At 33.8% G+C, this 24926-nt stretch carries 24 protein-coding genes and 1 pseudogene; 20 read left to right on the top strand and 5 right to left on the bottom strand.

The window, feature by feature from the left end; genetic code table 11:
• Positions 1-75: 75 nt before the first annotated feature.
• The 4 genes and pseudogenes from J0383_RS17050 to J0383_RS17035 all read left to right on the top strand — a co-directional run.
• Positions 76-555, top strand: a pseudogene (locus J0383_RS17050) (IS1595 family transposase); the annotation flags it as partial.
• A 41-nt stretch (positions 556-596) separates the two neighbouring features.
• On the top strand, positions 597-1475 hold the full coding sequence (locus J0383_RS17045) for a helix-turn-helix domain-containing protein (RefSeq protein WP_207295178.1): 879 nt from the start codon (positions 597-599) through the stop codon (positions 1473-1475).
• Positions 1476-1547: 72 nt separating this feature from the next.
• Positions 1548-2378 carry a Rossmann-fold NAD(P)-binding domain-containing protein gene (locus tag J0383_RS17040; RefSeq protein WP_207295177.1) on the top strand — a complete coding sequence of 277 codons (831 nt, stop codon included), beginning with the start codon at positions 1548-1550 and terminating at the stop codon, positions 2376-2378.
• Positions 2379-2382: 4 nt separating this feature from the next.
• Positions 2383-2775, top strand: coding sequence for a DUF5367 family protein (locus J0383_RS17035; RefSeq protein WP_207295176.1), 393 nt, complete (start codon positions 2383-2385; stop codon positions 2773-2775).
• A 51-nt stretch (positions 2776-2826) separates the two neighbouring features.
• Here the strand turns inward: J0383_RS17035 and J0383_RS17030 are convergent, their stop codons facing one another.
• Complete coding sequence (locus J0383_RS17030; RefSeq protein ID WP_207295175.1) at positions 2827-4269, bottom strand: glycosyltransferase; 1443 nt, start codon at positions 4267-4269, stop codon at positions 2827-2829.
• A 537-nt stretch (positions 4270-4806) separates the two neighbouring features.
• Between J0383_RS17030 and J0383_RS17025 the strand changes: the two genes are divergently transcribed.
• Together J0383_RS17025 and J0383_RS17020 are read left to right on the top strand one after the other, a co-directional pair.
• Positions 4807-5256, top strand: coding sequence for a response regulator (locus J0383_RS17025; RefSeq protein ID WP_207295174.1), 450 nt, complete (start codon positions 4807-4809; stop codon positions 5254-5256).
• Positions 5257-5266: 10 nt separating this feature from the next.
• Positions 5267-9286, top strand: a complete 4020-nt coding sequence (locus J0383_RS17020) for a PAS domain-containing sensor histidine kinase (protein WP_207295173.1) — start codon at positions 5267-5269, stop codon at positions 9284-9286.
• 104 nt (positions 9287-9390) lie between these two features.
• Here the strand turns inward: J0383_RS17020 and J0383_RS17015 are convergent, their stop codons facing one another.
• Both J0383_RS17015 and J0383_RS17010 read right to left on the bottom strand, forming a co-directional pair.
• Positions 9391-9804: a lipocalin family protein gene (locus tag J0383_RS17015; RefSeq protein ID WP_207295172.1), complete on the bottom strand. Its 414-nt coding sequence runs from the start codon at positions 9802-9804 to the stop codon at positions 9391-9393.
• Positions 9805-9913: 109 nt separating this feature from the next.
• Positions 9914-10825 carry a hypothetical protein gene (locus J0383_RS17010; protein ID WP_207295171.1) on the bottom strand — a complete coding sequence of 304 codons (912 nt, stop codon included), beginning with the start codon at positions 10823-10825 and terminating at the stop codon, positions 9914-9916.
• A gap of 346 nt (positions 10826-11171) precedes the next feature.
• On the opposite strand from J0383_RS17010, the gene J0383_RS17005 reads away from it, so the two are divergent.
• The 14 genes from J0383_RS17005 to J0383_RS16940 all read left to right on the top strand — a co-directional run bounded on the left by J0383_RS17005 (position 11172) and on the right by J0383_RS16940 (position 20219).
• Positions 11172-11360: a hypothetical protein gene (locus tag J0383_RS17005; RefSeq protein ID WP_207295170.1), complete on the top strand. Its 189-nt coding sequence runs from the start codon at positions 11172-11174 to the stop codon at positions 11358-11360.
• Between the two features lie 16 nt (positions 11361-11376).
• Complete coding sequence (locus tag J0383_RS17000) at positions 11377-13119, top strand: tetratricopeptide repeat-containing sensor histidine kinase (RefSeq protein WP_317196712.1); 1743 nt, start codon at positions 11377-11379, stop codon at positions 13117-13119.
• A 6-nt stretch (positions 13120-13125) separates the two neighbouring features.
• Entirely contained in the window at positions 13126-13794 is a 669-nt protein-coding gene (locus J0383_RS16995; protein WP_207295169.1) for a response regulator transcription factor, read from the top strand.
• Positions 13795-13937: 143 nt separating this feature from the next.
• A complete protein-coding gene (locus J0383_RS16990; RefSeq protein WP_207295168.1) occupies positions 13938-14096 on the top strand; it encodes a hypothetical protein in 159 nt (52 codons plus the stop codon).
• 104 nt (positions 14097-14200) lie between these two features.
• Positions 14201-14422, top strand: a complete 222-nt coding sequence (locus J0383_RS16985; protein WP_207295167.1) for a DUF4236 domain-containing protein — start codon at positions 14201-14203, stop codon at positions 14420-14422.
• 5 nt (positions 14423-14427) lie between these two features.
• On the top strand, positions 14428-14718 hold the full coding sequence (locus J0383_RS16980) for an excalibur calcium-binding domain-containing protein (RefSeq protein ID WP_239023089.1): 291 nt from the start codon (positions 14428-14430) through the stop codon (positions 14716-14718).
• Between the two features lie 13 nt (positions 14719-14731).
• Positions 14732-15127 carry a tellurite resistance TerB family protein gene (locus J0383_RS16975; protein ID WP_207295166.1) on the top strand — a complete coding sequence of 132 codons (396 nt, stop codon included), beginning with the start codon at positions 14732-14734 and terminating at the stop codon, positions 15125-15127.
• A gap of 3 nt (positions 15128-15130) precedes the next feature.
• Complete coding sequence (locus J0383_RS16970; protein WP_207295165.1) at positions 15131-16399, top strand: ABC transporter permease; 1269 nt, start codon at positions 15131-15133, stop codon at positions 16397-16399.
• A 5-nt stretch (positions 16400-16404) separates the two neighbouring features.
• Entirely contained in the window at positions 16405-17304 is a 900-nt protein-coding gene (locus J0383_RS16965) for a hypothetical protein (protein WP_207295164.1), read from the top strand.
• Positions 17305-17385: 81 nt separating this feature from the next.
• Positions 17386-17616, top strand: a complete 231-nt coding sequence (locus J0383_RS16960; protein WP_207295163.1) for a hypothetical protein — start codon at positions 17386-17388, stop codon at positions 17614-17616.
• Positions 17550-17894 (top strand): membrane protein insertion efficiency factor YidD, encoded by a 345-nt coding sequence (gene yidD / locus J0383_RS16955; RefSeq protein ID WP_317196711.1) that lies wholly within the window; start codon positions 17550-17552, stop codon positions 17892-17894. Before J0383_RS16960 ends, yidD begins: the two co-directional genes overlap by 67 nt.
• A 128-nt stretch (positions 17895-18022) precedes the next feature.
• Positions 18023-18430 (top strand): single stranded DNA-binding domain-containing protein, encoded by a 408-nt coding sequence (locus tag J0383_RS16950; protein ID WP_207295161.1) that lies wholly within the window; start codon positions 18023-18025, stop codon positions 18428-18430.
• A gap of 12 nt (positions 18431-18442) precedes the next feature.
• On the top strand, positions 18443-18655 hold the full coding sequence (locus J0383_RS16945; RefSeq protein ID WP_207295160.1) for a hypothetical protein: 213 nt from the start codon (positions 18443-18445) through the stop codon (positions 18653-18655).
• A gap of 211 nt (positions 18656-18866) precedes the next feature.
• The gene (locus tag J0383_RS16940) at positions 18867-20219 is read left to right on the top strand and encodes a GH1 family beta-glucosidase (protein ID WP_207295159.1); all 1353 of its coding nucleotides are present in this window, start codon (positions 18867-18869) and stop codon (positions 20217-20219) included.
• A 90-nt stretch (positions 20220-20309) separates the two neighbouring features.
• Here J0383_RS16940 and J0383_RS16935 read toward each other — a convergent pair whose 3' ends face one another.
• On the bottom strand, positions 20310-21749 hold the full coding sequence (locus tag J0383_RS16935) for a TolC family protein (RefSeq protein WP_207295158.1): 1440 nt from the start codon (positions 21747-21749) through the stop codon (positions 20310-20312).
• A complete protein-coding gene (locus J0383_RS16930; protein ID WP_207295157.1) occupies positions 21742-24909 on the bottom strand; it encodes an efflux RND transporter permease subunit in 3168 nt (1055 codons plus the stop codon). Before J0383_RS16930 ends, J0383_RS16935 begins: the two co-directional genes overlap by 8 nt.
• Positions 24910-24926: the final 17 nt, after the last annotated feature.

Genomic DNA, 24926 nt, shown 5'->3' with positions numbered 1-24926 from the left:
CTCTTGTGTTTTAATACCCATTTTATGTTTGTACAGAATATCTTATATTTAGAAAATAATTCAGAACCTACACGAATGGAGTTACGAGCATTTTTTGAAAAATACCCAGATGAATCTTTCTGTATCGAAGAACTTAAAAACAAAAGACTTCAAAACGGTTTGATTTGCAAAAAATGCAATCATCATGAGCACTCATTTCGAAAAGTCGATTTAAAATTTCAATGTAAAAAATGTGGCAACCGACTTGGTCTGCGATCGGGAACAGTAATGGAGAATTCGAATCTGCCCATAAGTTATTGGATGATTGGCATCGAACTCTTAACTCTTTCGAATAAAAAGATTTCTATTCTAAAAATGCAATATTTATTAGGACACAAACGCTACGAGCCTATTTGGCTGATGGTTCAAAAAATACGTTTAGTCATGAAAAAAAGAGACGAAAAATACCGCTTAAGAGCCTACACCGAATTTGATAAAGAATTTCTGGAAGAACTTGATAAACTGGTTTTAAAAAAGAAAACCAATTTTTCAGACAATATTAAATCAAAAAATAAATCTTAACTTTTCGCACATTTTAATAGAAACCTCAACTTACCATGACAACCGATATCATTGAGCTTAATGATTTTATTGTTTTAATAGAACAATCAAACACCAACAAGACTATTGTACAGAAATGTGAAATTGATGGCGATGCTGTGGGTTTTGCTTTTTATGGTTCGGGAAATGTCGAATTGGAAATCAAACACAATCAGCAGACAAAATATCTGGTCAATACGACTGGACTTGCGATTTGTTTTTTTGGAAATCAAAAAGTAGAGTTTTCACATAAAATTGAACCTGATAAACCTTTGCAATCCATCAGTATTTTTACCAAACTAAAACATCTCAATTCATTACCTCAGGCCGAAAAAGAGATTTTCGAAAATCATCTTCCGCAATTATTAAATCCGAATGAACATTTTGTAAAAGGCCCGTCGTTTTATATGACACTTGAAATGCAATTGGCTGTTCAAAAAATCTTCGCGACTTCATATACCGGAAATACCCGATTGTTATTTTTAAAAAGTCAGGTAAACGAACTCCTCGCCCATTTCTTTGCACTTTTAGCTTCTGATAAAAAAACTGACCTTTCTGAAAGCGATAAAAACAAACTTTTTCAAGCCAAAGAAATCGTTACAACACAATATTCTACACCGCCTTCTCTGAATCAATTATCAAAAATGGTGGGACTCAATAGCAACAAACTCAAAAAGAATTTCAAGGAAATGTTCGGAATTCCTGTTTTTAAATACATTCAGGAAGAACGTCTTAATAAAGCCTACGAATTACTCCGCGAAAACGAAAAAACGGTACAGGAGTCGGCTTGGGAAGTAGGTTACGAAAGTTTAAGTTCTTTCTCGAATGCCTTTCATAAAAAATTCGGCATGCGTCCGAATGAAGTAAAACAACAATTCTTTTCAAACAAATCATAATTCTTTTGCAACAAATGATTCTGTTGCAATCGAAGCAACTTTGTATCAGTAATCATCAAAAAAGAAACTGATATGAAAAAACAAATTTTAGTCCTAGGTTCTACCGGAAAAACAGGACGCAGAGTTGTACAAAGATTAAAAAATAATCCAGATGTTGAAATCCGTCTGGGTTCACGAAACGAACAAATTCCGTTTGACTGGGAAAATCCAGAAACTTGGAAAAATGTATTACAAGATATAGATACGGTTTACATTACTTTTCAACCCGATTTAGCCGTTCCTTTTGCTGTAAATGCTATTGAAGAATTTACTATATTGGCCAGTAAATCAGGAGTAGAAAAAATGGTTTTGCTTTCTGGAAGAGGTGAAAAAGAAGCCCAAATCTGCGAAGAAATCGTAAAGAAAAATGCCAAAAACTGGACTATTGTTCGTGCCAGCTGGTTCAATCAAAACTTTAGCGAAAGCATCTTTTTAGAACCTATTTTAGCAGGATTTGTAGCATTGCCAAGAGCGGAAGCTTTGGAACCTTTTACAGATGCCGATGATATTGCCGATGTTGTAGCAACGGTTTTGATAGACGATAATCATAATGGAAAAACATATGAATTGACTGGACCAAGATTATTGACCTTTAAAGAAGCTGTGAATGATATTGCCAGCGCAAGCAACAGAAATATTACATTTCAAAGTTTAAGTTTGGACGAATACAGTGCTATGCTGCGAGAATATCAAGTTCCTGAAGACCATATTTGGCTGGCAAATTATCTCTTCGAACAGGTTTTAGACGGTAGAAATGCTTCTGTAACTTCCGATATTGAAAAAATTCTCGGCAGAAAAGCCAAAGATTTCAGCGCTTACGCAGAAGAAACAGCCAAAACAGAAATATGGAATCCTAAAAACTAAAATTATGTATTACATCAGAGCAATTGTATCGGGAATTATAATCTGGATTTGTATCAGTTTGTCATTTTATGTTTTAGAAAAAATTCCAATTATAAAACATTCGTTTCAACTGCAGTCAGCAATCACCGTTTTTCTAAGTGTGTTTTTTGCTTTGAGGGCTGCTAAGTTTTATTATGCCAAAAATTATAAAATGGACGGATTAAAACTTGGAATTATAATGTCGGTCACCGCTCTGCTTTTAGATGTTTTAATTACGGTTCCATTTGTTGAAATTCCAAACGGCAGAAGTTACGAAAGCTTTTTTACCAGTCCCGTTTTATGGGGTTTAGTCTTCGTAAATACTTTCTCGGTTTATCTTTGGCGGAAAAATCAAATCAATAAAAAAACTCCTGTTTAGTGGAACAGGAGTTTTTCAGGATTAAAATATAATAGTAGTTGTGGAAATTTCTTAACCTCTTGTCAACCACCCTCTTTTATGAGCTGTAATGATTGAATATGGAGCAATCCAAAACAATCCGAATGTATAGAAAACACTATACGAATACGCCCAGAAAGATTCTGCTAACGAGTATTTTTTTGCATAAAAGAAAACTGAAAAGCTTGAAACCATCAATATTCCTAAAAGTGCTGAACTTAAAAATAACAGTGGGTGCGTTGCAATAAAGTAGATCATGAAAATGAAGAACGGGTATGTCATTAAAATTCTCAAGAACTGTTCAGTATACAATAATCTTGCTCCTACTTTTGATTCTTTTCTAAAATCTTTAAAAACATATTTCGCCATCATAAGGTTCTCACGAACGTTACTTCTTCCCCATCTGATAAACATTTTATATAAACCTTTGTAGGTTTCTGGCACATTAGTCAAAACGTATGAATTTTTTTGAAATAATACATGATGTCCTTGTTTTAAAATCATGTTGGTCATGGCTCTATCTTCTCCAATATCAGATGGTTGTCCCATAAAAGTTTGGTTGATCCATTCAGGAAGACAAGCAAAAACTGCTGTGCTTCTGTAAGCTGCCAAAGCTCCTGGAGTACAAAGTACAGATCCTAACATACTTTCGGCAGAACGCATGAATTCAAAACTCATGACGAAACTTACGTTTAACATTTTTGGTAAAATTGCTTTTTTATTGTTCAAAACCTGAACATTTCCAGCAACTGCACCACATTTTTCGTCAACAACAAACGGGCTTACCAAGTTTCTTAAAGTGTCTTTTTTCACGATTGAATCACTATCAACCGTTACAAAGATTTCACCTTTTCCTAAATTAAATCCACGGTATAAAGCGTGACGTTTTCCTTTATTCTCAGGCTGCTGAAAAATCGATACACGATCTCCTAATTTTACTTTTGCCTGCTGAATCCAGTACCAAGTATCGTCTTTACTTCCATCATCAATAGCCAAAAGCTCTAATTTATGTTCCGGGAAATCGCTTTCTGCCAAACTCATTAAAGTTTCATAAACTAATTTTCCCTCATTGTAAGCTGGTACAATTACCGTACAAGTTGGCAGTAATTCATCAGAAACTGATTCGATTGGTTTGTATTTTAAATACAGATATAAGTTATAAGCAAACATTCCTCCTTTAAAAAGGAATAATGCCACTGTAATTGCTAAAAATATAATTCCGCCTGTAGAATTTAATCTTTCTAAATGAAGCTGATCAAAATCAGGCTGAAACTGAAAAACAAAAAATGCTCCGGTTAAAAGAAGTAAAAATGTTGCAATCAGTATAGCAAGTCCAGATTTACTTGTTGGTCTTTCAATATGAACTTTTGCTGTTTTGTTATTATTAATATTAAAAATTGGTGTCTTTAACTGGGCATCGCTGCTTAATGTGCCGCTTGAATAAAATTGTTTCGAGATAATTGTTTCGCTTTCCATAGTCCTGTTTGTATTAATTCTACTAAAATGGCTTTTATAAAAATGTCTTTCGTTTTTGTTTTTGTTTCTTGTTACAGAAAGACATTATCCTAATTGACAAGCGTCGTGCCACTTAAGCTTTTAACTGACTTTTAGCGTTTTACAGATATTTACACACTTGTAATGTGTATAATAATTTCACACTTTGTAAAATCATTACACAATATTTACTGTGTATACAGCGAGAAAATAAAGGGATTTTGCTGACTACAGAATTAGTAATCATACTTATATAACGCATCATTGTAAATTAAATTGTGAATTACATTTTTGGAATGATTTTATAACAATATTTTTTATGATCTCTTTTTAAAAAATATCTGCCCAATTGAAATTTGTTATAAATAATTACTTAAGAAATTATTCGAATAAATAGTTTCGAAATTCTCACTTAAATACGTTAATTTTATAGGTATTTTATTAATTTATCTTTTGAAATTAGTTTTATCTTAGCAGAAGACAATTAATTAAATGCCTGTAATAAAATTTGAAATGCACATGAAACAACAGATTTACAACATTTTACTTGCTGATGATGATGATGATGACTGCTCTTTCTTTGAAGAAGCCCTTGACGAATTATCACTCGAAACTACTCTTGTAACTGTTAATGACGGAGTTCAGTTAATGGATTTTTTAGCTTCTACATCAGAAAATGATTTACCCGATATTCTTTTTCTTGACCTCAACATGCCGAAAAAAAACGGTTCTGAGTGTTTAACAGAAATCAGGCAGATCGAAAGATTAAAAAGTTTTCCAATCATTATTTTTTCAACTTCACTGGATGCTGAAATTGTCGATGTGATGTATGAAAAAGGCGCTACATTTTATATTCGTAAACCCGGAGATTTCTCAAAATTAAAATCAGTTATCCAAAATGCATTGCTTGCAGCTTCTGAAAATAATTTTAAACAGCCAGCCAGAGCCAGTTTTGTAATTCAACCTTAAATTATTTTTAATGAGCCAAACCAATAAGGAACATTACTTTCTAGCCGACGGCGGAGAAATGGGAGCATTAATCCGATCGAAAGATTGGAGCAAAACCCCATTAGGTGATCCTGAAACCTGGCCCAATAGTCTGCGTACCATGACCTCTGTAATGCTCAACAATCAGTTTGGTATGTACATCGCATGGGGACAGGAATTAACACAATTATACAATGATGCTTTCTGCAAAATTATTAGTGCAGATAAACATCCAAAAGCATTGGGAAGCAACCCAAAAGAAACTTTTCCTGAAATCTGGAACTTAACTCGTCAAATATTTGGCGATGTTGTCAACGGAAAATCAGTTAGTTTTACAGATTTTATGGTTCCGCTTAACCGAAACGAAACGATTGAAACTTGTTATTTTGACTTTTCATATTCGCCTATTAAGCAAGAAAACGGAGAAGTTGGAGGTGTTTTGGTAACCGTAATCGAAACAACAGCCAAGAAAAAAGCTGCCGATCTTCTAGAAGAAAAAAATACCCGTTTTAGAAACAACATTATGCAGGCACCGCTTGCCATGTGTGTTTTTAGAGGAAAAGATCATGTGGTTGAAATTGCCAACAAAAAAATGATCGAACTTTGGGAAACAGAAGACGAAAAAGTAATTAATAAATCTATTTTTGATGTTCTTCCGGAAATAAAAGATCAAGGATTAGAAGAACTTATTCAGAATGTTTACAGTACAGGAAAAAAATTTGTAGCCAACGAACGACTGGTACAACTTTCCAGAAATGGAAAAACCAAAAACACGTATGTCAATTTCATTTATGAAGCCTTAACAGATTCTGACGGAAGCATTTCTGGAGTAGTCGCCATTGCTGTGGAAGTAACTGATCAGGTGGTGGCTAGAACCAAACTAGAAGAAAGCGAACAAAAAATCAGGCAGATGGTTGAAAATGCACCTTTCCCAATTGGTGTTTACGTGGGAAGAGAAATGCGAATAGAACTTGCCAACGAATCCATTATAAAAGTTTGGGGAAAAGGACCGGATGTAATTGGAAAATCATATCGCGAAATCCTTCCCGAACTTGAAAATCAATCTATTTTTCAGCAGGTTGAAAGCGTTTTTGAAACCGGAAAATCGTTTCATAACAAAAATGCCCGAGTTGATCTGGTGGTTAACAATAAACTCGAATCGTTTTATTTTAATTATAGTTTTACTCCTCTTTTCGACAGTAACGGAAACGTATATGCGGTTATGAACACTGCAGCCGAAGTTACAGATTTACATATGGCTTCGAAAAAAGTAGAAATCGCCAATAAGCGTTTTCGTGATACTGTAAAACAAGCTCCGCTTGGAATTACCATTTTACGCGGACCAGAATTTGTCGTAGAATCTGCTAACGAATCGTACTTAAAAATTGTCGACCGCGAAGAAGAAAGCTTTGTCGGCCGCCCTTTATTTGATTCTATTCCAGAAGTAAAAGAAACAGTAAGCCTTCTTTTAGAAAATGTTTTAACCACTGGAATTCCTTATCACGGAAACGAAATGCCAATTCCGTTATACCGATACGGAAAAAATGAAGTTTCTTATTTTGATTTTCTCTATTATCCCTTACGAGAAGAAGATGGCGAAATCAATGGTATTATTGTCACCGTTACTGAAGTCAGCGAAAAAGTGGAAGTTCGTAAAAAAATAGAACAAAACGAAAACCGTTTAAATACAATTGTATCGGCTAGTGAACTCGGAACATGGGAATTAAATGCTAAAACCCGTGAACCACGATATTCACAACGCTATCTCGAAGTGGTTGGTGGTTATAAAGAAGAAATTATGCTGTCGCACGAGCAATTGCTGCAACATTTACATCCTGATGACATGCACATCCGCAACAAAGCATTTAAAGAAGCGCTTGCTACAGGAAACCTTCATTACGAAGTTAGAACCATCTGGCATGATAAAACCATTCATTGGCTGGAAGGAAAAGGAAAAGTTTTTTATGATAAAAATGGCAATCCAGACAAATTAATTGGCACAGTAAGAGATATTACATCCGAAAAAAATCATCAGCAGGAACTTGAACAAAGCGAAAAAAGATTCCGTAATTTAATTATGCAATCGCCTGTTCCAAAAGCCATTTTAAAAGGTGATGACATGGTTATCGAAATGGCCAATGTGGCGCTTTTGGAAAATATCTGGAAAAAGCAAGAAAGCAGTGTCCATGGGAAAAGTTTATTTGAAATTTTCCCAGAACTCCTAAAACAAAAATATGGCCGACTTTTGAAAGAAGTGTATGCCACCGGAAATGTTCATTCTGAAATTGAATCTCCAATTATTATTTATGGAGACGATGGAGAACATTTATTTTACATCGATTTTGAATACGCTCCAATTTATGATTCCGATAATACAATTTCAGGAATTAGAGCGACCATGATTGATGTAACCGAAAAAGTCGAAGCACGAAAGAAAATCGAAGAAAGCGAACGACGTTTCCGTTCCTTAACCGAAAGTATTCCGCAATTAATCTGGGAAACCGATGAAAAAGGAAATGGATTATTCGCCTCTGGAAAATGGCTTGAATATACGGGACAAAAACCTAAACAAGATACTGACTGGAAAGCAATGGTACATCCTGAAGATCTTGAAGAAGGTATGAAAATCTGGAGTTACAGTCTTGCAACAGGAGAAGTTTTTAGATATGATGTACGTATTTTAAGAAAAGATGGAAGTTATAGATGGCATGCTGTAATTGGCGAACCTGTATTTGATGCCAATAATAAAATCATAAAATGGGTAGGTGCCTTTACAGATATTCATACCGAAAAAGCATTTACACAAGAACTGGAACAACAGGTTACTGCCAGAACTAGAGAACTCAGCCAAATGTACGAATCACTTAAAAAGAGTGAAGAACGTTATCATTTAATGGTTGAAGAAGTTCAGGATTATTCTATTTTATATTTAAATCACGACGGAATTATCGAAAATTGGAATGCTGGAGCCGAAAAAATCAAAGGCTATAAAGCCGAAGAGATAGTCGGAAAATATTTTTCGATTTTCTATACTCCAGAAGATCAGCTCAACGACCTGCCAAATACTTTATTACAAAGAGCCAGAGAGAAAGGCCGTGCGGTTCAAGAAGGCTGGCGCGTACGCAAAAACGGAAATTTATTTTGGGCAAATGTTGTCATTACTGCCGTTCATAATAAAAACAAAGAGGTTATTGGTTTTTCAAAAGTAACCCACGATCTAACCGAAAAGAAAAAAGCCGATGATAAAATAAAACTCAATGCCTTAGAATTAGAGCAGAAAAATATAGAATTGGAGCAGATGAATAAAGAGCTTCAGTCTTTCGCTTACATTTCCAGTCATGATTTGCAGGAACCTTTACGCAAAATACAAACCTTTGCTTCGCAGATAATTGATAAAGAATTCCAAAACTTATCAGATTCTGGAAAAGATAAATTCCAAAGAATGCAAAACGCAGCACAGCGAATGCAGACATTAATCAATGACCTTCTCTCCTATTCTAGAACCAATATTCAAGAAAGAAAATTCGAAAAAACGAAGCTTTCTAAAATTATCAATGAAGTAAAAGAAGATTTAAAAGAAGAACTGGAACAAAAAAATGCTCTAATTGAAAGTAATGACATTGAAGAAATAAATATTATTCCGTTTCAGTTTCGACAACTTTTATACAATTTAGTCAGCAACTCGCTCAAGTTTTCCAAACCTGATGTTCAGCCCGTAATTAAAATTAGAAGTGAAATCGCGAAAGGTTTTACTCTTGAAAACAAAGATTTATTACCAGAAACTACTTATTACCATATTATAGTTTCAGACAACGGAATTGGTTTTGAATCTCAATACAGCAAAAAGATATTCGATGTTTTTCAACGTCTGCACGGAAGAGACCGTTACAACGGAACTGGAATTGGTCTAGCCATCGTTAAAAAAATTGTCGAAAACCACAACGGAATCATAACCGCCGAAGGCGAAATCAATAAAGGAGCTTCTTTCGATATTTATATTCCACTCGAATAAAATATTTCATATAACTTCAAAAAAAAAACGGAAATAACTGCAAAGTCATTTCCGTTTTCAATTTCAGTTCAAAACGAATTGAAATTATCTCGAAACAATTTTTCTTATCTAGTATAAACTGTAATTATACCAGTAGTTTTATCTTTTATTTTCAATTCTTTATTAGTAAGATTCATAATGTCGCTTACACTACTTGCATTACCAATAGTAATTGTTAAATCATTGTGAGATCTTACGTAAGTTCCTGTAGTTTCTGTTAAGGCACAGTTATCACCATCGTAATCACCTATAACAGCTACATTACTTAATTTTAATTCTAGATAATCTCTACTACATCCACTTTCATTTTGTGGTGCATCGACTAACACTTCCTGTCCGTTTACAATTGTTCCCGTTTTACTTAAATTGTATTTCCCTTGTAATGGAACAATTGTTTCTCCTTCGTTATCATCGTTACTGCAAGATACTGCAAAAAAACTGATACTTAATAATCCTAATAATATTGATTTAATTTTCATGGTAGATTTTTGTTTAAAAATTATACTGCTAAATTAAAAGTATAATCCTACATTAAATTCCATGATTTTTGTTTTGATTTACATAAATTTCATTTTTAGCAAAAAAAGATCATTTCTTGACATATTTATTCAAAATATATCTCGTAACGGGGCGTAAAGGACTATTAGTCTCAGGATGTCTGCCATGTCCGTTAAAAAAATCAATACCATTTGCGGTTTTAGCATACCATACAACTGCTTGTCCATTTTTATCAAAACACGAAGTGGTATCACAGACATTTATTTTCTTCAAATCAAAAATAGTTTTATCAAACGGCTCTACAACATTAAAATTTCCAATTCCATTTACTTCTAAATCGCAGCTTACCTTTTCAAAATGATCTCCCGACCATTGCATACAAGGTTTATAGAAGAACATAAAATAAACTGCTATTAAACAAAAAGTTGATACTGTAGTAAATCCAATATATTTTAATGTTTTTGGAAGATTGACTAGAGATTTCGGCTTTACATCTGACGAATTTGTTGTTTTTGCCGTATCTGTTAAGATTTGACCATTTTCATTTTTCTGTTCTTGTTTAACTTCTTCATCTATATTTTGTGAATCTTGTTTTGTATCACTCTTTGAAAAACCATTATCATAAGTAAAATTTTCTTTGTCCGCATATTTAAAAAATTTCTGATATGGTCTTAATTCAAAATTGACTAGAATAGCAGCCAAATTAATAGTATCAATTTTTGCTGGTTCACTTTTTCTTTTCAAAAAATCACCAACTTTTTTAAACTTATCAGTATAAGTAATTGATATATCTTCTGCAGCAGGATCAAATTTAGACTTAAAAAAATCATAGTAAACATTTAAATCATCACTGCTAGGCTCAGACGTGAGTATTTTCCAACATAAATCTCTAAGATTTGCTTGTGAGGCTGGATTAAAATAATTAGAAAAAGGTCCATTTTTTTCTTTTTCGAATTTTATTCTAACTGCTTCCTTATAATCATTTACAGTATTGTTAGGCATAAGCTTTTAATATTTTTCGTGATTTTCTAAAACTTCTTAAAACTTTTTCGGATTTAATAATACTTATTAGGACATCCCGGAATTCCGTATCTCTACAGCTCTACAAGCGATATAACTTTGCTTCAACAAAATTAGTTAACGATTTGACCTGCAGGTTCAAAAATCAAATTTACAAAACTAGTTTATTCAAAAAATGCGGAAAACCGTAAGGCGGATTTTATCCGGGAAGTATAGATGAAAATCTTACTGTTCTACGCAATTCACTTCCCAAAAATCGGGCATAAGCGAGATTCAGAATCGTTCTGAACGGCCATGCCTATAACAAAAACTTTAATAATCAATTATTATGAAAAAGATTTTTTTATGGGGAGCGTTTGCTCTAATGTCAACTACATTATTCTCTTGTACCGCTGACGGATTTGAAACAACTGATCAAAAAACAGAAATAAGAAAGGATTCTATTCCAGATACACAAGCAAGCGAACCAGATGGTCCTGGTGATGAACCTATAACGGTTCCACCACCAAAAAAATAATGAATTTAAAATAAATATGTACTATAAATTAGTACTTTCGGGGAAAGTAAGTTTTATGCTGCGTTCCCCGTTTTTTTATTTCCTCTTTTTTGTTTGCCTTCTTTCCTGTAAAAAAGAAGCTGCTATTATTTTACCGAAAGGCAATGCAGAAAGAGAAAAAGCGATTATAATACGGGATAAAGCTCTTGTAAATTTTCAAAACAAAAATTATAACAGTGCATTCTACATTTTTAATAAATCTAAAATAACATTTGAGAATTTAAAAGACAGCGCCAATACCATTTACAACCTTATACAAATGGCTGCTATTCAGCAGATCAACGGCGATTATTATGGCAGCAAAGAAACTCTAACCGAAGCGCTTCCTTATATTAAACAAAAAGACATTTACAGTGCTGCAATTAATAACCATTTTGGAATAGCAGACAAGGAACTCTCACTTTATCAAGATGCTATTTATTATTACAAAGAAGCCTTGAAAGACTGTAAAGATTCTATTTCAAGAAAGGCTCCTTTAAATAATATTGCCGTCGTGTATATATTACAGAATAAATATGATAAGGCCGTTAATATACTTGAATCAATTGTATTTAAAGGAAAATTAACCGATAAGGCCTTTTTAAAAACACAAGCCAGAATTCTTGACAATTTAGGATTTGCGTATTTTAAAAAAGGAAGTGCCGAAAAAGGACTTTTATATATGAAAGAAAGTCTTCAGATAAGAACCGAATTAAATGATCTTTACGGAAGTATTGAGAGTAATCTGCACCTAGCTGAATTTTATGCGGGAGATAATACGCAGAAATCAAATCAATATTCACTTGCGGCGTATAAAATAGCAACAGAATCAAACAGTGTTGACGAACGTTTAAAGGCTTTGGCTTTTTTAATTTCTAATGGAGCTGGTACTCACTATGCTCAAAAATACATTTCGATAAACGACAGCATCACTAAAATTAGAAACAATTATAAAAACAAATTCGCCAAAATAAAATACGATTCTAAGAAGGAGAAAGACGAAAATCAAAAGTTACGTTTAGAAAGAGCCGAAAATCAGCTCGCACTCCAAAAAGCAGAATACCAAAGAATTTTTTACATAATAGGAATAGCTTCTTTATTTCTTTTAATTGCCTATTTAATAAAACGTCATAAACACAGAACTCGTCTTGTAGAAATCAAAACGGCATACAATACCGAAACTCGGATCGCGAAAGATATACACGACGAACTCGCTAATGATGTTTTTCATGTTATTACCTATACACAAACACAATCTTTGGCAACTGATAACAGTAAACAAACACTATTACAAAAACTGGATCATATTTATTCGAGAGTCCGCGGAATTTCACGAGAAAACAGTAATGTCGATACTGGAAATTATTATTCTCGCAATCTTAAAGAAATGCTTTCAACCTATAATACTCCTAATACTAATGTTATTATTACCAATATTGAAAAAATAAGCTGGGACGACATCGAAGATGAAAAAAAGGTTACTATACAGCGCGTATTACAGGAATTGATGGTTAATATGAAAAAACATAGCGCAGCTCCTCTTGTAGTTGTGAAATTTGAAAACACCTCTAATAACGTATTAATAAATTATACTGATAACGGAAAAGGCTGCGAAAAATCAAAAATTATAAAAAATGGTTTACAAAATATGGAAAACCGTATTCTAGCCATAAAAGGAACTATTACTTTTGACACTGAACCCGACAAAGGTTTCAAAGTAAAAATAACAATGCCTAAATAAAAGCCTATGTTTAAAAAAGTAATTATAGCCGAGGATCTTGATGCAATGAATTTAGGAATCATTCAGGTACTGAAAGATTTAGAGATTGCTAATTATCAGCATTCCAAATATTGTGATGATGCATTTTTAAAAATCCGAAGAGCTATTCAAGACAATGAACCTTATGATTTATTAATCAGCGATCTTTCGTTTAAAACCGATCACCGTGAGGTAAAAATCGAAAATGGTGACGAATTGATTCAAAAAGTCCGTGAATTACAACCTAATATTAAAATCATTGCTTATTCTGTAGAAGATAAAAGCTACCGAATTAAATCACTTTTTGATAATGATGGAGTCGACGCTTTTGTGCTTAAAGGTCTTACAAGTATAGAAGAGCTTAAAAAAGCAATGAATGTAATTTCTACTTCAGATCAAAAATTCATTTCGCCAGAAGTTGCTTCTGCCTTACAAGAAAAGAATAATTACGAAATAGACGATTTAGACATTAAAATCCTAAAACATTTGTCTGCGGGAACATCACAAGATGAAATCATAGAAATCTTTAAAAGCTCAGATATCAAACCAAATAGCAAAAGCGCCATAGAAAAACGACTTTCCAAACTCAAAGACTTTTTTAAAGCCAATAATACGGTTCATCTGGTTTCGATTACTAAAGACATGGGAATTATTTAAATCTTCTTTCTAACTATATTTTAAGCTCCCGAAGGAGCTTTTTTTATTTCCCAAAACAAAAGTTTTCGAATTATGGATTTCCGTAAAATACTGGTTTTGATTGGTTTTACATTTGAATTATAAATCAATATAAAATTAAAATCATGAAAAAAGCAGCTATTCTATTTAGTGTATTCTTCTTAATCTTAGGAGGAAGTATTGAAGCTCAAAGCGGTCATTACAAAGGAGGAAAAGGCAGTTCTCATAAAGGAGGAAAATATAAAAACTCAAGTACTCATAATCACTACAGGAAAAGAAAATAATCAATCTTTAAACTTCAATTGCCATAAACTTCAATTGCCATGAATTATAGGTATGTCAAAAGAAGTTTATTCAACAGAACTTTAATAATTAACCTAAAAAAATCATGGGCTTTCGATTTCAAAAAAGAATCAAACTTGGAGGCGGACTTGGATTAAACATCAGTCAATCTGGAATTTCTCCAAGTTTCAGAACAAAAATAGGCACATTTAGTAAAAATGGCTATTCGACCAAAACAGGCATTCCAGGAGTACGATACCAAAATAGCGGATGCCTTGTACTATTTGTCTTCACAGGACTAATTACATTTTTAATCTATAAACTTTAATTATTATGGGATATCGAAGAGGATATTACAGAAAAGACGGGACATATGTCCAAGGGCATTTTGCCAATAACAGATCCAAATTCTCAAACAAAAATAACGGATGCATGCTCCTCATTTTGGTTTTTATTGCTTTTAGTTCAATGATTTCATGTTCCGAATCATCTGATTGTCCAACAAAAACTTGTGGTGATTTTTCAACTCAGGCACAAGCTCAGGCAACTTATGACAGTAATAGAAGCTGTTATAAAAATTTAGATGCCGATGGAGATGGAAAAGCATGTGAATCCCTAAAATAAAAAACCATAAAACATGATAACACTAGAACTAAAAAGCCATTTTTTAAGATTATACCAAATGGCATTATCTGACGAACAATTTAATGTACTAGAACTTCAAATGCTGTATCATTTTGCAGATGAAAGAGGAATTCCAAAAGAAGAACTTGACAAACTTTTTCTAAATCCTATTAATACTGAATTTATAGTTCCAGAAGCTTTAAATACAAAAATTGAATATCTCTATGATCTTACCCGAATTATCTGGGCAGATGGAAAAATAACAGACGACGAATTAAATATGCTTAGAAAATACTGTCGAAAATTTGATTTTGTCGAAGAAAATATCAATGATTTATCTGACTATCTTATTGATTGTGTCCAGAAAAACATTGGCAAAGAAGAAATTATTAGTCAACTAAACGCTTAAACTATGAAACCACTTTCACAACTATTTAGTTTAAAAAAAACAGAAGATTCTTCTTTTAAATCTTTCGAAGAAAATGAAGAAGACAGAGAACAAATTAGAATTACCTATTATCAAAGCGGTTTCGCAGCTTCGGTAAAAGCAACAGGAAAGCCAATTGTTTTAAAAGCATGTCTTCAAAATTTATACATGAGTTTTGAAGATCAGTGCCGAAAACAAAAGATGGAACAAGACAGATTAAAACAACCGTATCGCGAAGAACAGGAAAAAAACAGAACCGAACTCAAAAAGTCTGAAACAGCAATTGGTATTTATGAAAAAAAAGAGCAAGATATCAATGACAATATGGATCAGATTAAAAACGAAATCATCGAAGTAAAACGCAATCCTGATAAATACGGAATTGAAGAAGGAAAAGGTCTTAAAGCCCAATTTTATATTGGTTTAATTCTTCTGTTACCAATTACATTATACGTTTTGGTTTTCTATATTTCAGCTTCTTATTCTGCCTTTTTCAAGGAATTTTCAAACGACAGTTTAACAGCTGCTATATTTGATGCTGATGCCTTTACAAATGCCTTTAAAGCAAGCTGGCTCGAAGGAGTTCTAGTAACCACTATTCCATTTGTTTTTATGGGATTGGGTTATGTTATACACATGGTTCAAAAAGGCAAGGGAATAAAAAACATCTTCAGACTTGTATCACTTTTTGCCATTACCTTTTTATTCGATTCTCTTTTGGCTTATATCATCGAGAAAAAAATCTATGAGTTTAATAAAACGACAGAATCATCTCCTTATAATTTAAACATTGCTCTAGGTGAACCAGAATTCTGGATGATCATATTTGCCGGTTTCGTAGTTTACATTATCTGGGGACTTGTATTTGACTTTGTCATGAAAGAATTTGAAAACATTGATAAAATCAGAGCTTTTATAAGAGGCAGAAAAGAAAACCTTCTTAATCTGGAAAAACAAAAAACCGATTACATCAACAAAATCAATGATTTCAAACAGCAAATTGTCATCTTCAATGGCAGAATCTCTGAACTTCAATCTAAAATTGACGGCTTTGTTTTTCCTGTAAAAGAATATCTTCATTATCATCATCAATATAAAGAAGGTTGGTTTCAAGCAATTGGTACTGAATTAGCCTTACCTTATAAAGAAAAAGAAGAGCTTCTGCAAAACTGTGAGTTATATTCTGAAGAGCACTTAAGCAAATTAAACCTAATCGATCCTGATTTTCAACATTTAGTATATTCTAAAAATTAATATTTATGAAAAATACTTTACACAAATCACTTTTGTTCTTTTTATTGATTCTAGTTTTTTCATGTAAAGAAGAAACCAAAAATGAAGAAAAAGAAACTGCCATTAAAAGCGCTGTTTCTGAAAACTACAACATCAGTATTCTAGTTGATTTATCAGACCGAATCAGCACTAAAAAAAATCCAAATCCAACGATGGAATTTTACCAAAGAGATTTAGGATATATAAAATCAGTTTCCGAAGCTTTTTCACAACATTTAAAAACAAAAAGAATGAGGCAGATTGATGATAAAATGCAATTATTCTTTAATCCTGAACCGGAAAATCCTGAGATAAATTCCATCGCTAATCAATTACGAATTACTGTTAACAAAGACAATGCATCTAAAAAACTATTGAATTCTATAAGCGATACTTATGCCGTAAAAACAACAACTATTTACGAATCAGCCATAAAAGATGACAATTATGTTGGCTCAGACATTTGGAACTTTTTTGACAGCAAAGTCACTGACCAATGCATCGAAAAAGGTTATAGAAATATCCTTGTTATTTTAACAGATGGTTATATTTTTTATGAAGGATCGCAGATAAAAAACAGCAGTCTATCAAACTATTTAACTCCACAGTTAATAAAACAAAATGGCTTAAACACAAATGATTGGAAGAAAAAAATCGAAAAAGAAAATTTCGGTTTTATTAAATCAGACCATGATTTATCGAATCTTGAAGTCTTGGTTTTAGGAATAAATCCTAGTAAAAACAATCCGTTCGAAGAAAAAGTCATTAAAGCGTATTGGACAAAATGGCTTTCAGAAATGAATGTAAAACATTTCGAAATTAAAAATGCCGACCTGCCTTCTAACATGGATAAAATTATTAAAGATTTTATTCTTCATACCAATTAAATTCCCAAATACGGATTTCCATAAAATAGTGGTATTTATTGATCTTACATTTGAAAACATAAATAATTAAACAAAAAAATCATGGAATATAAAGTGGTGCCATTTGTGGCTTCAATCGATCCCAAAAAGGGAACATCAGATCATGTTGCTCAACAGCTTGAAAGTTTAATCCGAAATTATACAAGCCAAGGCTGGGAATATGTTCGTTTAGAAGGAGTATCTACTTACATTCATCCACAAACGGGATGTTTTGGCGGCAATACACCTGGTTATACTACAGTGAAACAAATGGTTGTTTTTCAGAAAAAATGAAATATTTAATACTATTAGTAATAAAAATCTATTGGAAAACAATACCTCCTTCAAGAAGGAGAAAATGTATTTTTAGAAAATCCTGTTCTAAATATGTTTTTAAAACAACTCAAGAGCAAGGTTTTAGTAAAGGACTAAAAGCATTTTGGTTCCGATACAAAAATTGCAGAGGTGGTTTTCAGATTTTTAAAAATCCTATAAGCAATAATGTTCAAATAATTCTTCCCTCTCAAATAATCATTGAAAGGGAAGAAATCGCTGAAAGATTACTTAAATAGAGAAAACTAAATTCCAGTATAAGTACTTGTTTTAAAATACTGAATTGTTTTTAGATTTATCGTTATATAGATTTTAGATACTTCTCAAGTACTGATTTAAACAACTTTACTTTAAAATCACATCGCCTATGCCAAAAAACTACTCAATTTTATTTGTGTTACTATTTATATTTTCCTGTAAAAATGCTGAAGCGCCACCTCCACCTCAGATAAATTCATTTTATAAAGCAGTAGTGACAGCCGATGACCGGAAAACAATTACGGCCGAAGAAGCCAAAACCTATCACGTAAATACCACTTATAAATACGAATATAGAACTGGAAATCCTGGAAATTACGAATACAATTATGATGTAAAAGGAATAAACATCAGCGGTGATTCGGTTTATGGAAATATAAATGTTCAGGGGAAATACGGAGCCGGAATTTTAGCCGACAGTGCCGCCGAAATCGAAATCAATACCGAATGGATTTCACACGGAAAATTAAAAGCTGTTGACAAAAAAGGAAATGAATACGATCTGGTCGTTAAATAAAAAAACATAACAATGAAATATACTTTACTCTTACTGATTATTATTTACCTAACCTCATTTCGACCGCCAGAAACAAAAGTTTATATGTGCGGATCGACAGGAGCAAAAAAATACCATCTCAAAGAAACCTGCCGCGGACTCAGTTCCTGCCGCAGCGAAGTGGTAAAAACAACCTTAAAACAAGCTCAGGGCTTTGGGCTCACATTATGTGGATGGGAAGATTAATTATCTTCCCATTTTTACATTTAATCATTTGATAATAATTAGTTTACAATAATTTCACATTAGTTTTTTTAATTTGAATAAAACTAATCGTTATGAAATTCTTTAACCTCAAATTCCTAGTTTCATTCAAAGAATGGCTTTTTTTAAGAGCTATGCAATCTTCTTTCCTACACTAAAAAGCATTTTACAAATACAAGGAAAGTACTATTGAATGAATAAAATTGAAAGCTCATTTTTGAACAAAAACCAATTTGGTGAAGATTTCTTGTGGGGTGTTTCTACCGCTGCTTTCCAAATTGAAGGGGCACATGATGCCGACGGAAAAGGTTCTTCTATCTGGGATGTTTTTACTTCTCAAAAAGGAAAAATTAAAAACGGACATCATGCTATAACTGCCTGTAATTTTTACAACTCTTATCAGGACGACATTAATTTAATTAAGGAATTAAATATTCCGAATTTTAGATTTTCGATCAGCTGGCCTAGAATTATGCCCACTGGCAACCACCCTATCAATCAAGCAGGAATCGACTATTACAATAAAATTATAGATTCGCTAATTGCATCTGGAATCGAGCCTTGGATAACACTTTATCATTGGGATTTACCCCATGCACTCGAAGTTAAGGGAGGATGGACCAATCGTGAATCGGTTTCGTGGTTTAAAGAATATGTCGAAATCTGTGTACAATACTTTGGCGATCGCGTGAAAAACTGGATGGTTATTAACGAACCTTCTGTTTTTACTGGAGCAGGTTATTTTCTAGGAATTCACGCGCCCGGAAAAAGAGGAATTACCAATTACCTAAAAGCCATTCATCACGTTACTTTGGCTACAGCTGCTGGAGGAAAAATAATCCGAAACAGAATTCCGCAGGCAAATATTGGAACTACATTTTCCTGTACACACATTGAACCAGCAACAGAAAACCAAAAAGATATTGAAGCCGCAAAACGTGTCGATACTTTATTAAACCGAACTTTTATCGAGCCTATTTTAGGATTGGGATATCCGCAGAAAGATCTTCCAGTTCTTAAAAAACTCAACAATTATATTCTCGAAGATGATTTAAAAAATCTCGATTTTGATTTTGACTTTATAGGCCTGCAATGTTATACGCGTGAAATTGTAAAATATTCTCTCCTCACGCCATACATTGGTGCCGAATTGGTAAGTGCCGAAAAAAGAAACGTGATTTCAACCGACATGGGTTGGGAAGTTTATCCGCCAGCCTTGTATCATATTCTGAAAAAATTCAACGAATATAACGGAATCAGAAAGATCATTATCACCGAAAATGGTGCGGCTTTTCCTGATACCGTTACCAATGACAAAGTATATGATATAAAACGAACGCATTATATTCAGGATCATTTAGAACAGATTTTGAAAGCCAAAAAAGACGGTTTAAATGTAGATGGTTATTTTGTTTGGACTTTGACGGATAATTTCGAATGGGCAGAAGGTTATAATGCCCGATTCGGATTAATTCATGTTGATTTTGAAACTCAGAAAAGAACCATCAAAAATTCGGGATTTTGGTTTAAAGATTTTCTTTCTTAATAAGTTTGTTTTTTAACGGCTAAACAATAAAAAAAGCCTTTCAGAATTTTACTTCCGAAAGGCTTTTCCTCTACAAATTAACTGGCAAAATTATTTCCATCCGCCCCCAAGGTCTCTGTAAACATGAACTGCGGCATTTAATTGTTCTTTTTTAGTATCGACTAATTCCAGTTTAGCTTCTAATGCATCTCTCTGAGTCATTAAAACCTCGAAATAATCTACTCTTGCCGATTTAAACAAATCATTTGAAACGTCGATAGATCGGTTTAAAGCATCAACCTGCTGTGATTTTAAATCGTAACCTTTTTGTAGGTTTTCGATTTTAGAAAGCTGTGTTGAAACTTCTAAATAAGCATTTAAAATGGTTTTATCGTAATTGTATAATGCTTGAAGCTGTCTTGCATTTGCACTAGAAAATTCTGCCTTAATTGCATTTCTGTTAATAAGCGGTGCCACTAAATCTCCTGCTAATGAATACAATAATGATTCAGGAAATGTAAACAAATAAGACGGTTTAAAAGCCTGAACTCCAATTGCTGCTGAGATATCTAATGAAGGATAAAACTCTGCACGAGCAACTTTAACATCCAGTTTTGCAGCAACCAACTCTAATTCAGCTTGTTTCACATCTGGACGGTTCATCAATAATTGAGATGGAACTCCTGAGCTTACAGCTGCTGGAAGCAAATCTGTAAAATTGGTTTTCTCTCTTTTGATTTCCTGCGGATAACGTCCTAACAAAAAGTTGATTTTGTTTTCGTTTTCTTTGATTTTCTGAAGAATATCAAACTCTAAACTTTTTGAAGTTAAAACCTCAGCCTGAAATTTCTGAACGCCTAGTTCTGTTGCTCTTGCCGCCTGTTTTTGAACTTTTACAATTTCCAAAGCGTTGCTTTGTAATTCAATAGTTTGTTTTACAATATCCAGCTGCGTGTCTAAAGCTAATAATTCATAATACGAATCAGCGATTTCCGCGATTAGATTGGTGATTACAAAGTTTTTACCTTCAATTGTTGCTAAATAACGGTTTACAGCTGCTTTTTTAGAATTACGCAGTTTTTTCCAGATATCTACTTCCCAGTTGGCATATGCCGCAATTGTAAAGTCTCCCAGCGGATCTGGAGTTTCAACACCTGGTTTGATTTCTGTAGTAGCGTCACCAGCTCCTTGGCTCGTATATCTACCTACTTTTTCAACTCCAGCTCCTGCACGAATACCGGCACTTGGCAGTAAAAGTCCTTTTCGAACGCGAATATCATTCTTTGCAATTTCGATTTCCTGCAAAGTCATATTCAATTCCTGATTGTTTTTCAACGCAATATCAATAAGATCAACCAAGTTTTGATCTTTAAAAAATTCTTTCCATTTTAAAGATGCTGTATTGGTTGTATCCTGAGATTTTTCATTTCCAAATGCTTCCGGAACTGGTGCACTTGTACTTGCTGTTTCAGCTGCAGGAGCCTTACATCCTGCCACGGCAAGACATAAGCTCAATGCAATACTGTATTGATATAATTTGATTTTATACATGATTGTTATCAATTTCTTCTGTTAATGGATTTTCTTCTTCATGTTTTACCAGCTTGTGTTTTTCAGCAATTCGGCCAAAAATGTAATACAAGCCCGGAATTACAAATACTCCGCAGATGGTTCCTATAAGCATACCTCCTGCCGCAGCAGTACCAATAGTTCGGTTACCAATTTTACCAGGACCAGTTGCAAAAACCAGCGGTAATAATCCCGCAATAAAAGCAAATGAAGTCATCAAAATTGGACGGAACCTTGCTTTTGCACCCTCCATTGCAGCTTGTAACACAGACATACCTGTAGCATGTCTTTGAATCGCAAACTCAACAATCAACACGGCATTTTTACCTAATAATCCAATAAGCATTACCATGGCTACTTGAGCGTAAATGTTGTTTTCTAATCCAGCTATTTTTAATAAAAGGAAAGCTCCAAAAATACCCGCAGGAAGAGAAAGAATTACAGATAATGGTAAAATAAAACTTTCGTATTGGGCAGCTAACACTAAGTATACGAATCCTAAACAGATTAAAAATACCCAGATTGCCTGATTACCTTGTGCCACCTCATCGGCAGAAATACCTGCCCAGTCAATGTCATATCCTCTTGGTAATTTTTTAGCTGCAATTTCCTGAATTACTTTAATGGCCGTTCCAGAACTATAACCTGCTGCTGCAGAACCACTAATTTGTGTAGAAGTGTACATATTATGACGTGTAATCTCTGAAAGTCCGTACACTTTTTCTAATCTCATAAAAGCAGAATAAGGCACCATTTCATCACGATTGTTCTTCACATACAATTTCAAAATATCTTCTGGCAGCGCACGATATTCTGGAGAAGCCTGAACGATTACTTTATAGTTGATTCCGTATTTAATAAAACTGATTTCGTAGTTACTTCCCACAAGAGTTGACAACGTATTCATGGCATTTTCGATAGAAATACCTTTTTGCTGTGCCAAATCATTGTCCACTTTCATCATATACTGAGGGAAACTTGAACTATAGAAACTGAAAACATTCGATAATTCAGGCTGTTTATTTAATTCAGCCACAAAATCATTGTTTACCTGTTCCATTCTCTTATAATCTCCAGAACCTGTTTTATCTAGCAAACGAAGCTCAAATCCTCCGGCAGCACCATATCCAGGTACCGCTGGCGGTTGGAAAAACTCGATATTAGCACCTGTAATATCTTTACATTTTTCCTCCATTTCATGCATAATCTCAATAACAGATTCTTTTCTGTCACTCCAATCTTTAAGGTTCACCAAACAAGTACCTGAGTTTGCTCCTGTACCTTCTGAAAGGATTTCATAACCTGCTAATGAAGAAACTGATTTTACGCCATCAATGTGTTCAGCAATTTTTTGAACTCTTTCTGCAATATTATTGGTTCTTTCTAATGAAGATCCCGGAGGCGTCTGAATAACGGCATAGAACATTCCCTGATCCTCATTAGGAATAAATCCAGAAGGCACGTTGCTGCTGATAATCCATGTTCCAAGACAGAATCCTAGAAGCGCTACAACTGTTACGACCCTTCTGTCAACAATTTTACCTAATACATTTTGATATTTACCTTGTGCTAAATTGAACTTTTCGTTGAAAGCATCAATAAATCGGTTTGCAGGCGTTTTCTTTTTAGGCATAGCATGATTGTTTTTTAACATCATCGCACAAAGCGCAGGAGTTAAGGTCAATGCTACAATACCAGATAGAATAATCGCAGTTGCCATAGTAACCGAGAACTGTCTGTAGAATACTCCAACAGGTCCCGACATAAACGCCACTGGAATAAATACCGCCGCCATTAAGAACGTAATGGCAATGATCGCCCCCGCAATTTCGTGCATTGCCTTTTTAGTTGCCTTAAATGGCGACAAGTGTTCTTCTTCCATCTTGGCGTGAACGGCTTCGATAACCACAATCGCATCATCGACTACGACCCCGATTGCCAATACTAGAGCAAATAAGGTAATTAAGTTCAACGATATATCGAAGAATGTCATGAACACAAAAGTTCCTACCAGCGATACTGGAACCGCAATTGCTGGAATAACTGTAGAACGCCAGTCTCCTAAGAAAAGGAATACTACTAAACCTACCAGAATAAAGGCTTCAACCAAAGTATGAATTACTTTTTCGATAGAAGCGTCAAGGAATTTAGAAACATCATACGAAATCTCATAATCCATTCCTTTTGGGAATTTTTGTTTGATTTTTTCCAGTTTCGCTTTTACTTCTTCAATAACCTGATTCGCGTTACTTCCAAAAGATTGTTTTAATACGATCGCCGCAGATGGTCTTCCATTCAAGTTAGAATAGATATCGTACATCGAGCTTCCAAATTCAACTTTTGCAATATCTTTTAAGCGTAAAAGCTCTCCGTTTGGATTTGATTTTACTACGATATTCTCATATTGTTCTTTTGTGGTAAAACGTCCTGAATATTTCAATACATATTCGAATGCTTGAGAACGTTTACCAGAGCTCTCTCCTGTTTTACCTGGAGAAGCTTCCAAACTCTGACTTGATAATGCTTCCATTACTTCATCAGCAGAAATTTTATAAGCCAGCATACGGTCTGGTTTCAACCAGATACGCATGGCATATTCACGTGTTCCTAAGATATCCCCAGAACCAATACCATTTACCCTTTTTAATTCAGAAAGTACGTTGATATCGGCATAGTTGTATAAGAACTTCATGTCGGTATTTTTATCCGTACTATAAAGGTTTACGTACATCAACATACTTGGTACTTCACGAGTAATTTTGATACCTTCTCTAATTACCAAAGGAGGAAGTTTATTGGTAACCGAAGCCACACGGTTTTGAACGTTAATCGCCGCTTGATTTGGATCTGTACCCAAGTTAAAAACTACTTTAATAGTAGCTTCTCCATCGTTACCAGCATCAGAAGCCATATATTTCATTCCCGGAACCCCGTTTAAGGCTCTTTCCAAAGGAATAACAACCGCCTTAATCATCAACTCACCGTTAGACCCAGGATAGTCTGCGGTAACATTCACCATTGGAGGTGAAATCGTAGGGAATTGGGTAATTGGTAAATTTAAAACCGACAATACCCCTAAAAAGACAATAATCAACGATATTACTATCGAAAGAACAGGTCTTTGAATAAATTTATTAAACATTTTATATCTTTTAAATG

The organism is Flavobacterium endoglycinae (assembly GCF_017352115.1).
Lineage (GTDB): Bacteria > Bacteroidota > Bacteroidia > Flavobacteriales > Flavobacteriaceae > Flavobacterium > Flavobacterium endoglycinae.
Note: the sequence above shows the minus strand (reverse complement) of the source record. Positions and strands in the feature narration are given on the sequence as shown.

Excerpts from the sequence above, each read along its gene's own strand:
- J0383_RS16935 (WP_207295158.1), bottom strand. The coding sequence starts at position 21,749 with ATGTATAAAATCAAATTATATCAATACAGTATTGCATTGAGCTTATGT.
- J0383_RS16985 (WP_207295167.1), top strand. The coding sequence starts at position 14,201 with ATGGGCTTTCGATTTCAAAAAAGAATCAAACTTGGAGGCGGACTTGGA.
- J0383_RS16970 (WP_207295165.1), top strand. The coding sequence starts at position 15,131 with ATGAAACCACTTTCACAACTATTTAGTTTAAAAAAAACAGAAGATTCT.
- J0383_RS16950 (WP_207295161.1), top strand. The coding sequence starts at position 18,023 with ATGCCAAAAAACTACTCAATTTTATTTGTGTTACTATTTATATTTTCC.
- J0383_RS17025 (WP_207295174.1), top strand. The coding sequence starts at position 4,807 with ATGAAACAACAGATTTACAACATTTTACTTGCTGATGATGATGATGAT.
- J0383_RS16945 (WP_207295160.1), top strand. The coding sequence starts at position 18,443 with ATGAAATATACTTTACTCTTACTGATTATTATTTACCTAACCTCATTT.
- J0383_RS16940 (WP_207295159.1), top strand. The coding sequence starts at position 18,867 with ATGAATAAAATTGAAAGCTCATTTTTGAACAAAAACCAATTTGGTGAA.
- J0383_RS17000 (WP_317196712.1), top strand. The coding sequence starts at position 11,377 with ATGTACTATAAATTAGTACTTTCGGGGAAAGTAAGTTTTATGCTGCGT.
- J0383_RS17040 (WP_207295177.1), top strand. The coding sequence starts at position 1,548 with ATGAAAAAACAAATTTTAGTCCTAGGTTCTACCGGAAAAACAGGACGC.
- J0383_RS16965 (WP_207295164.1), top strand. The coding sequence starts at position 16,405 with ATGAAAAATACTTTACACAAATCACTTTTGTTCTTTTTATTGATTCTA.
- yidD (WP_317196711.1), top strand. The coding sequence starts at position 17,550 with ATGTTTTGGCGGCAATACACCTGGTTATACTACAGTGAAACAAATGGT.
- J0383_RS16995 (WP_207295169.1), top strand. The coding sequence starts at position 13,126 with ATGTTTAAAAAAGTAATTATAGCCGAGGATCTTGATGCAATGAATTTA.
- J0383_RS17045 (WP_207295178.1), top strand. The coding sequence starts at position 597 with ATGACAACCGATATCATTGAGCTTAATGATTTTATTGTTTTAATAGAA.
- J0383_RS16990 (WP_207295168.1), top strand. The coding sequence starts at position 13,938 with ATGAAAAAAGCAGCTATTCTATTTAGTGTATTCTTCTTAATCTTAGGA.
- J0383_RS16960 (WP_207295163.1), top strand. The coding sequence starts at position 17,386 with ATGGAATATAAAGTGGTGCCATTTGTGGCTTCAATCGATCCCAAAAAG.
- J0383_RS17020 (WP_207295173.1), top strand. The coding sequence starts at position 5,267 with ATGAGCCAAACCAATAAGGAACATTACTTTCTAGCCGACGGCGGAGAA.
- J0383_RS16980 (WP_239023089.1), top strand. The coding sequence starts at position 14,428 with ATGGGATATCGAAGAGGATATTACAGAAAAGACGGGACATATGTCCAA.
- J0383_RS17010 (WP_207295171.1), bottom strand. The coding sequence starts at position 10,825 with ATGCCTAACAATACTGTAAATGATTATAAGGAAGCAGTTAGAATAAAA.
- J0383_RS17005 (WP_207295170.1), top strand. The coding sequence starts at position 11,172 with ATGAAAAAGATTTTTTTATGGGGAGCGTTTGCTCTAATGTCAACTACA.
- J0383_RS16975 (WP_207295166.1), top strand. The coding sequence starts at position 14,732 with ATGATAACACTAGAACTAAAAAGCCATTTTTTAAGATTATACCAAATG.
- J0383_RS17015 (WP_207295172.1), bottom strand. The coding sequence starts at position 9,804 with ATGAAAATTAAATCAATATTATTAGGATTATTAAGTATCAGTTTTTTT.
- J0383_RS16930 (WP_207295157.1), bottom strand. The coding sequence starts at position 24,909 with ATGTTTAATAAATTTATTCAAAGACCTGTTCTTTCGATAGTAATATCG.
- J0383_RS17030 (WP_207295175.1), bottom strand. The coding sequence starts at position 4,269 with ATGGAAAGCGAAACAATTATCTCGAAACAATTTTATTCAAGCGGCACA.
- J0383_RS17035 (WP_207295176.1), top strand. The coding sequence starts at position 2,383 with ATGTATTACATCAGAGCAATTGTATCGGGAATTATAATCTGGATTTGT.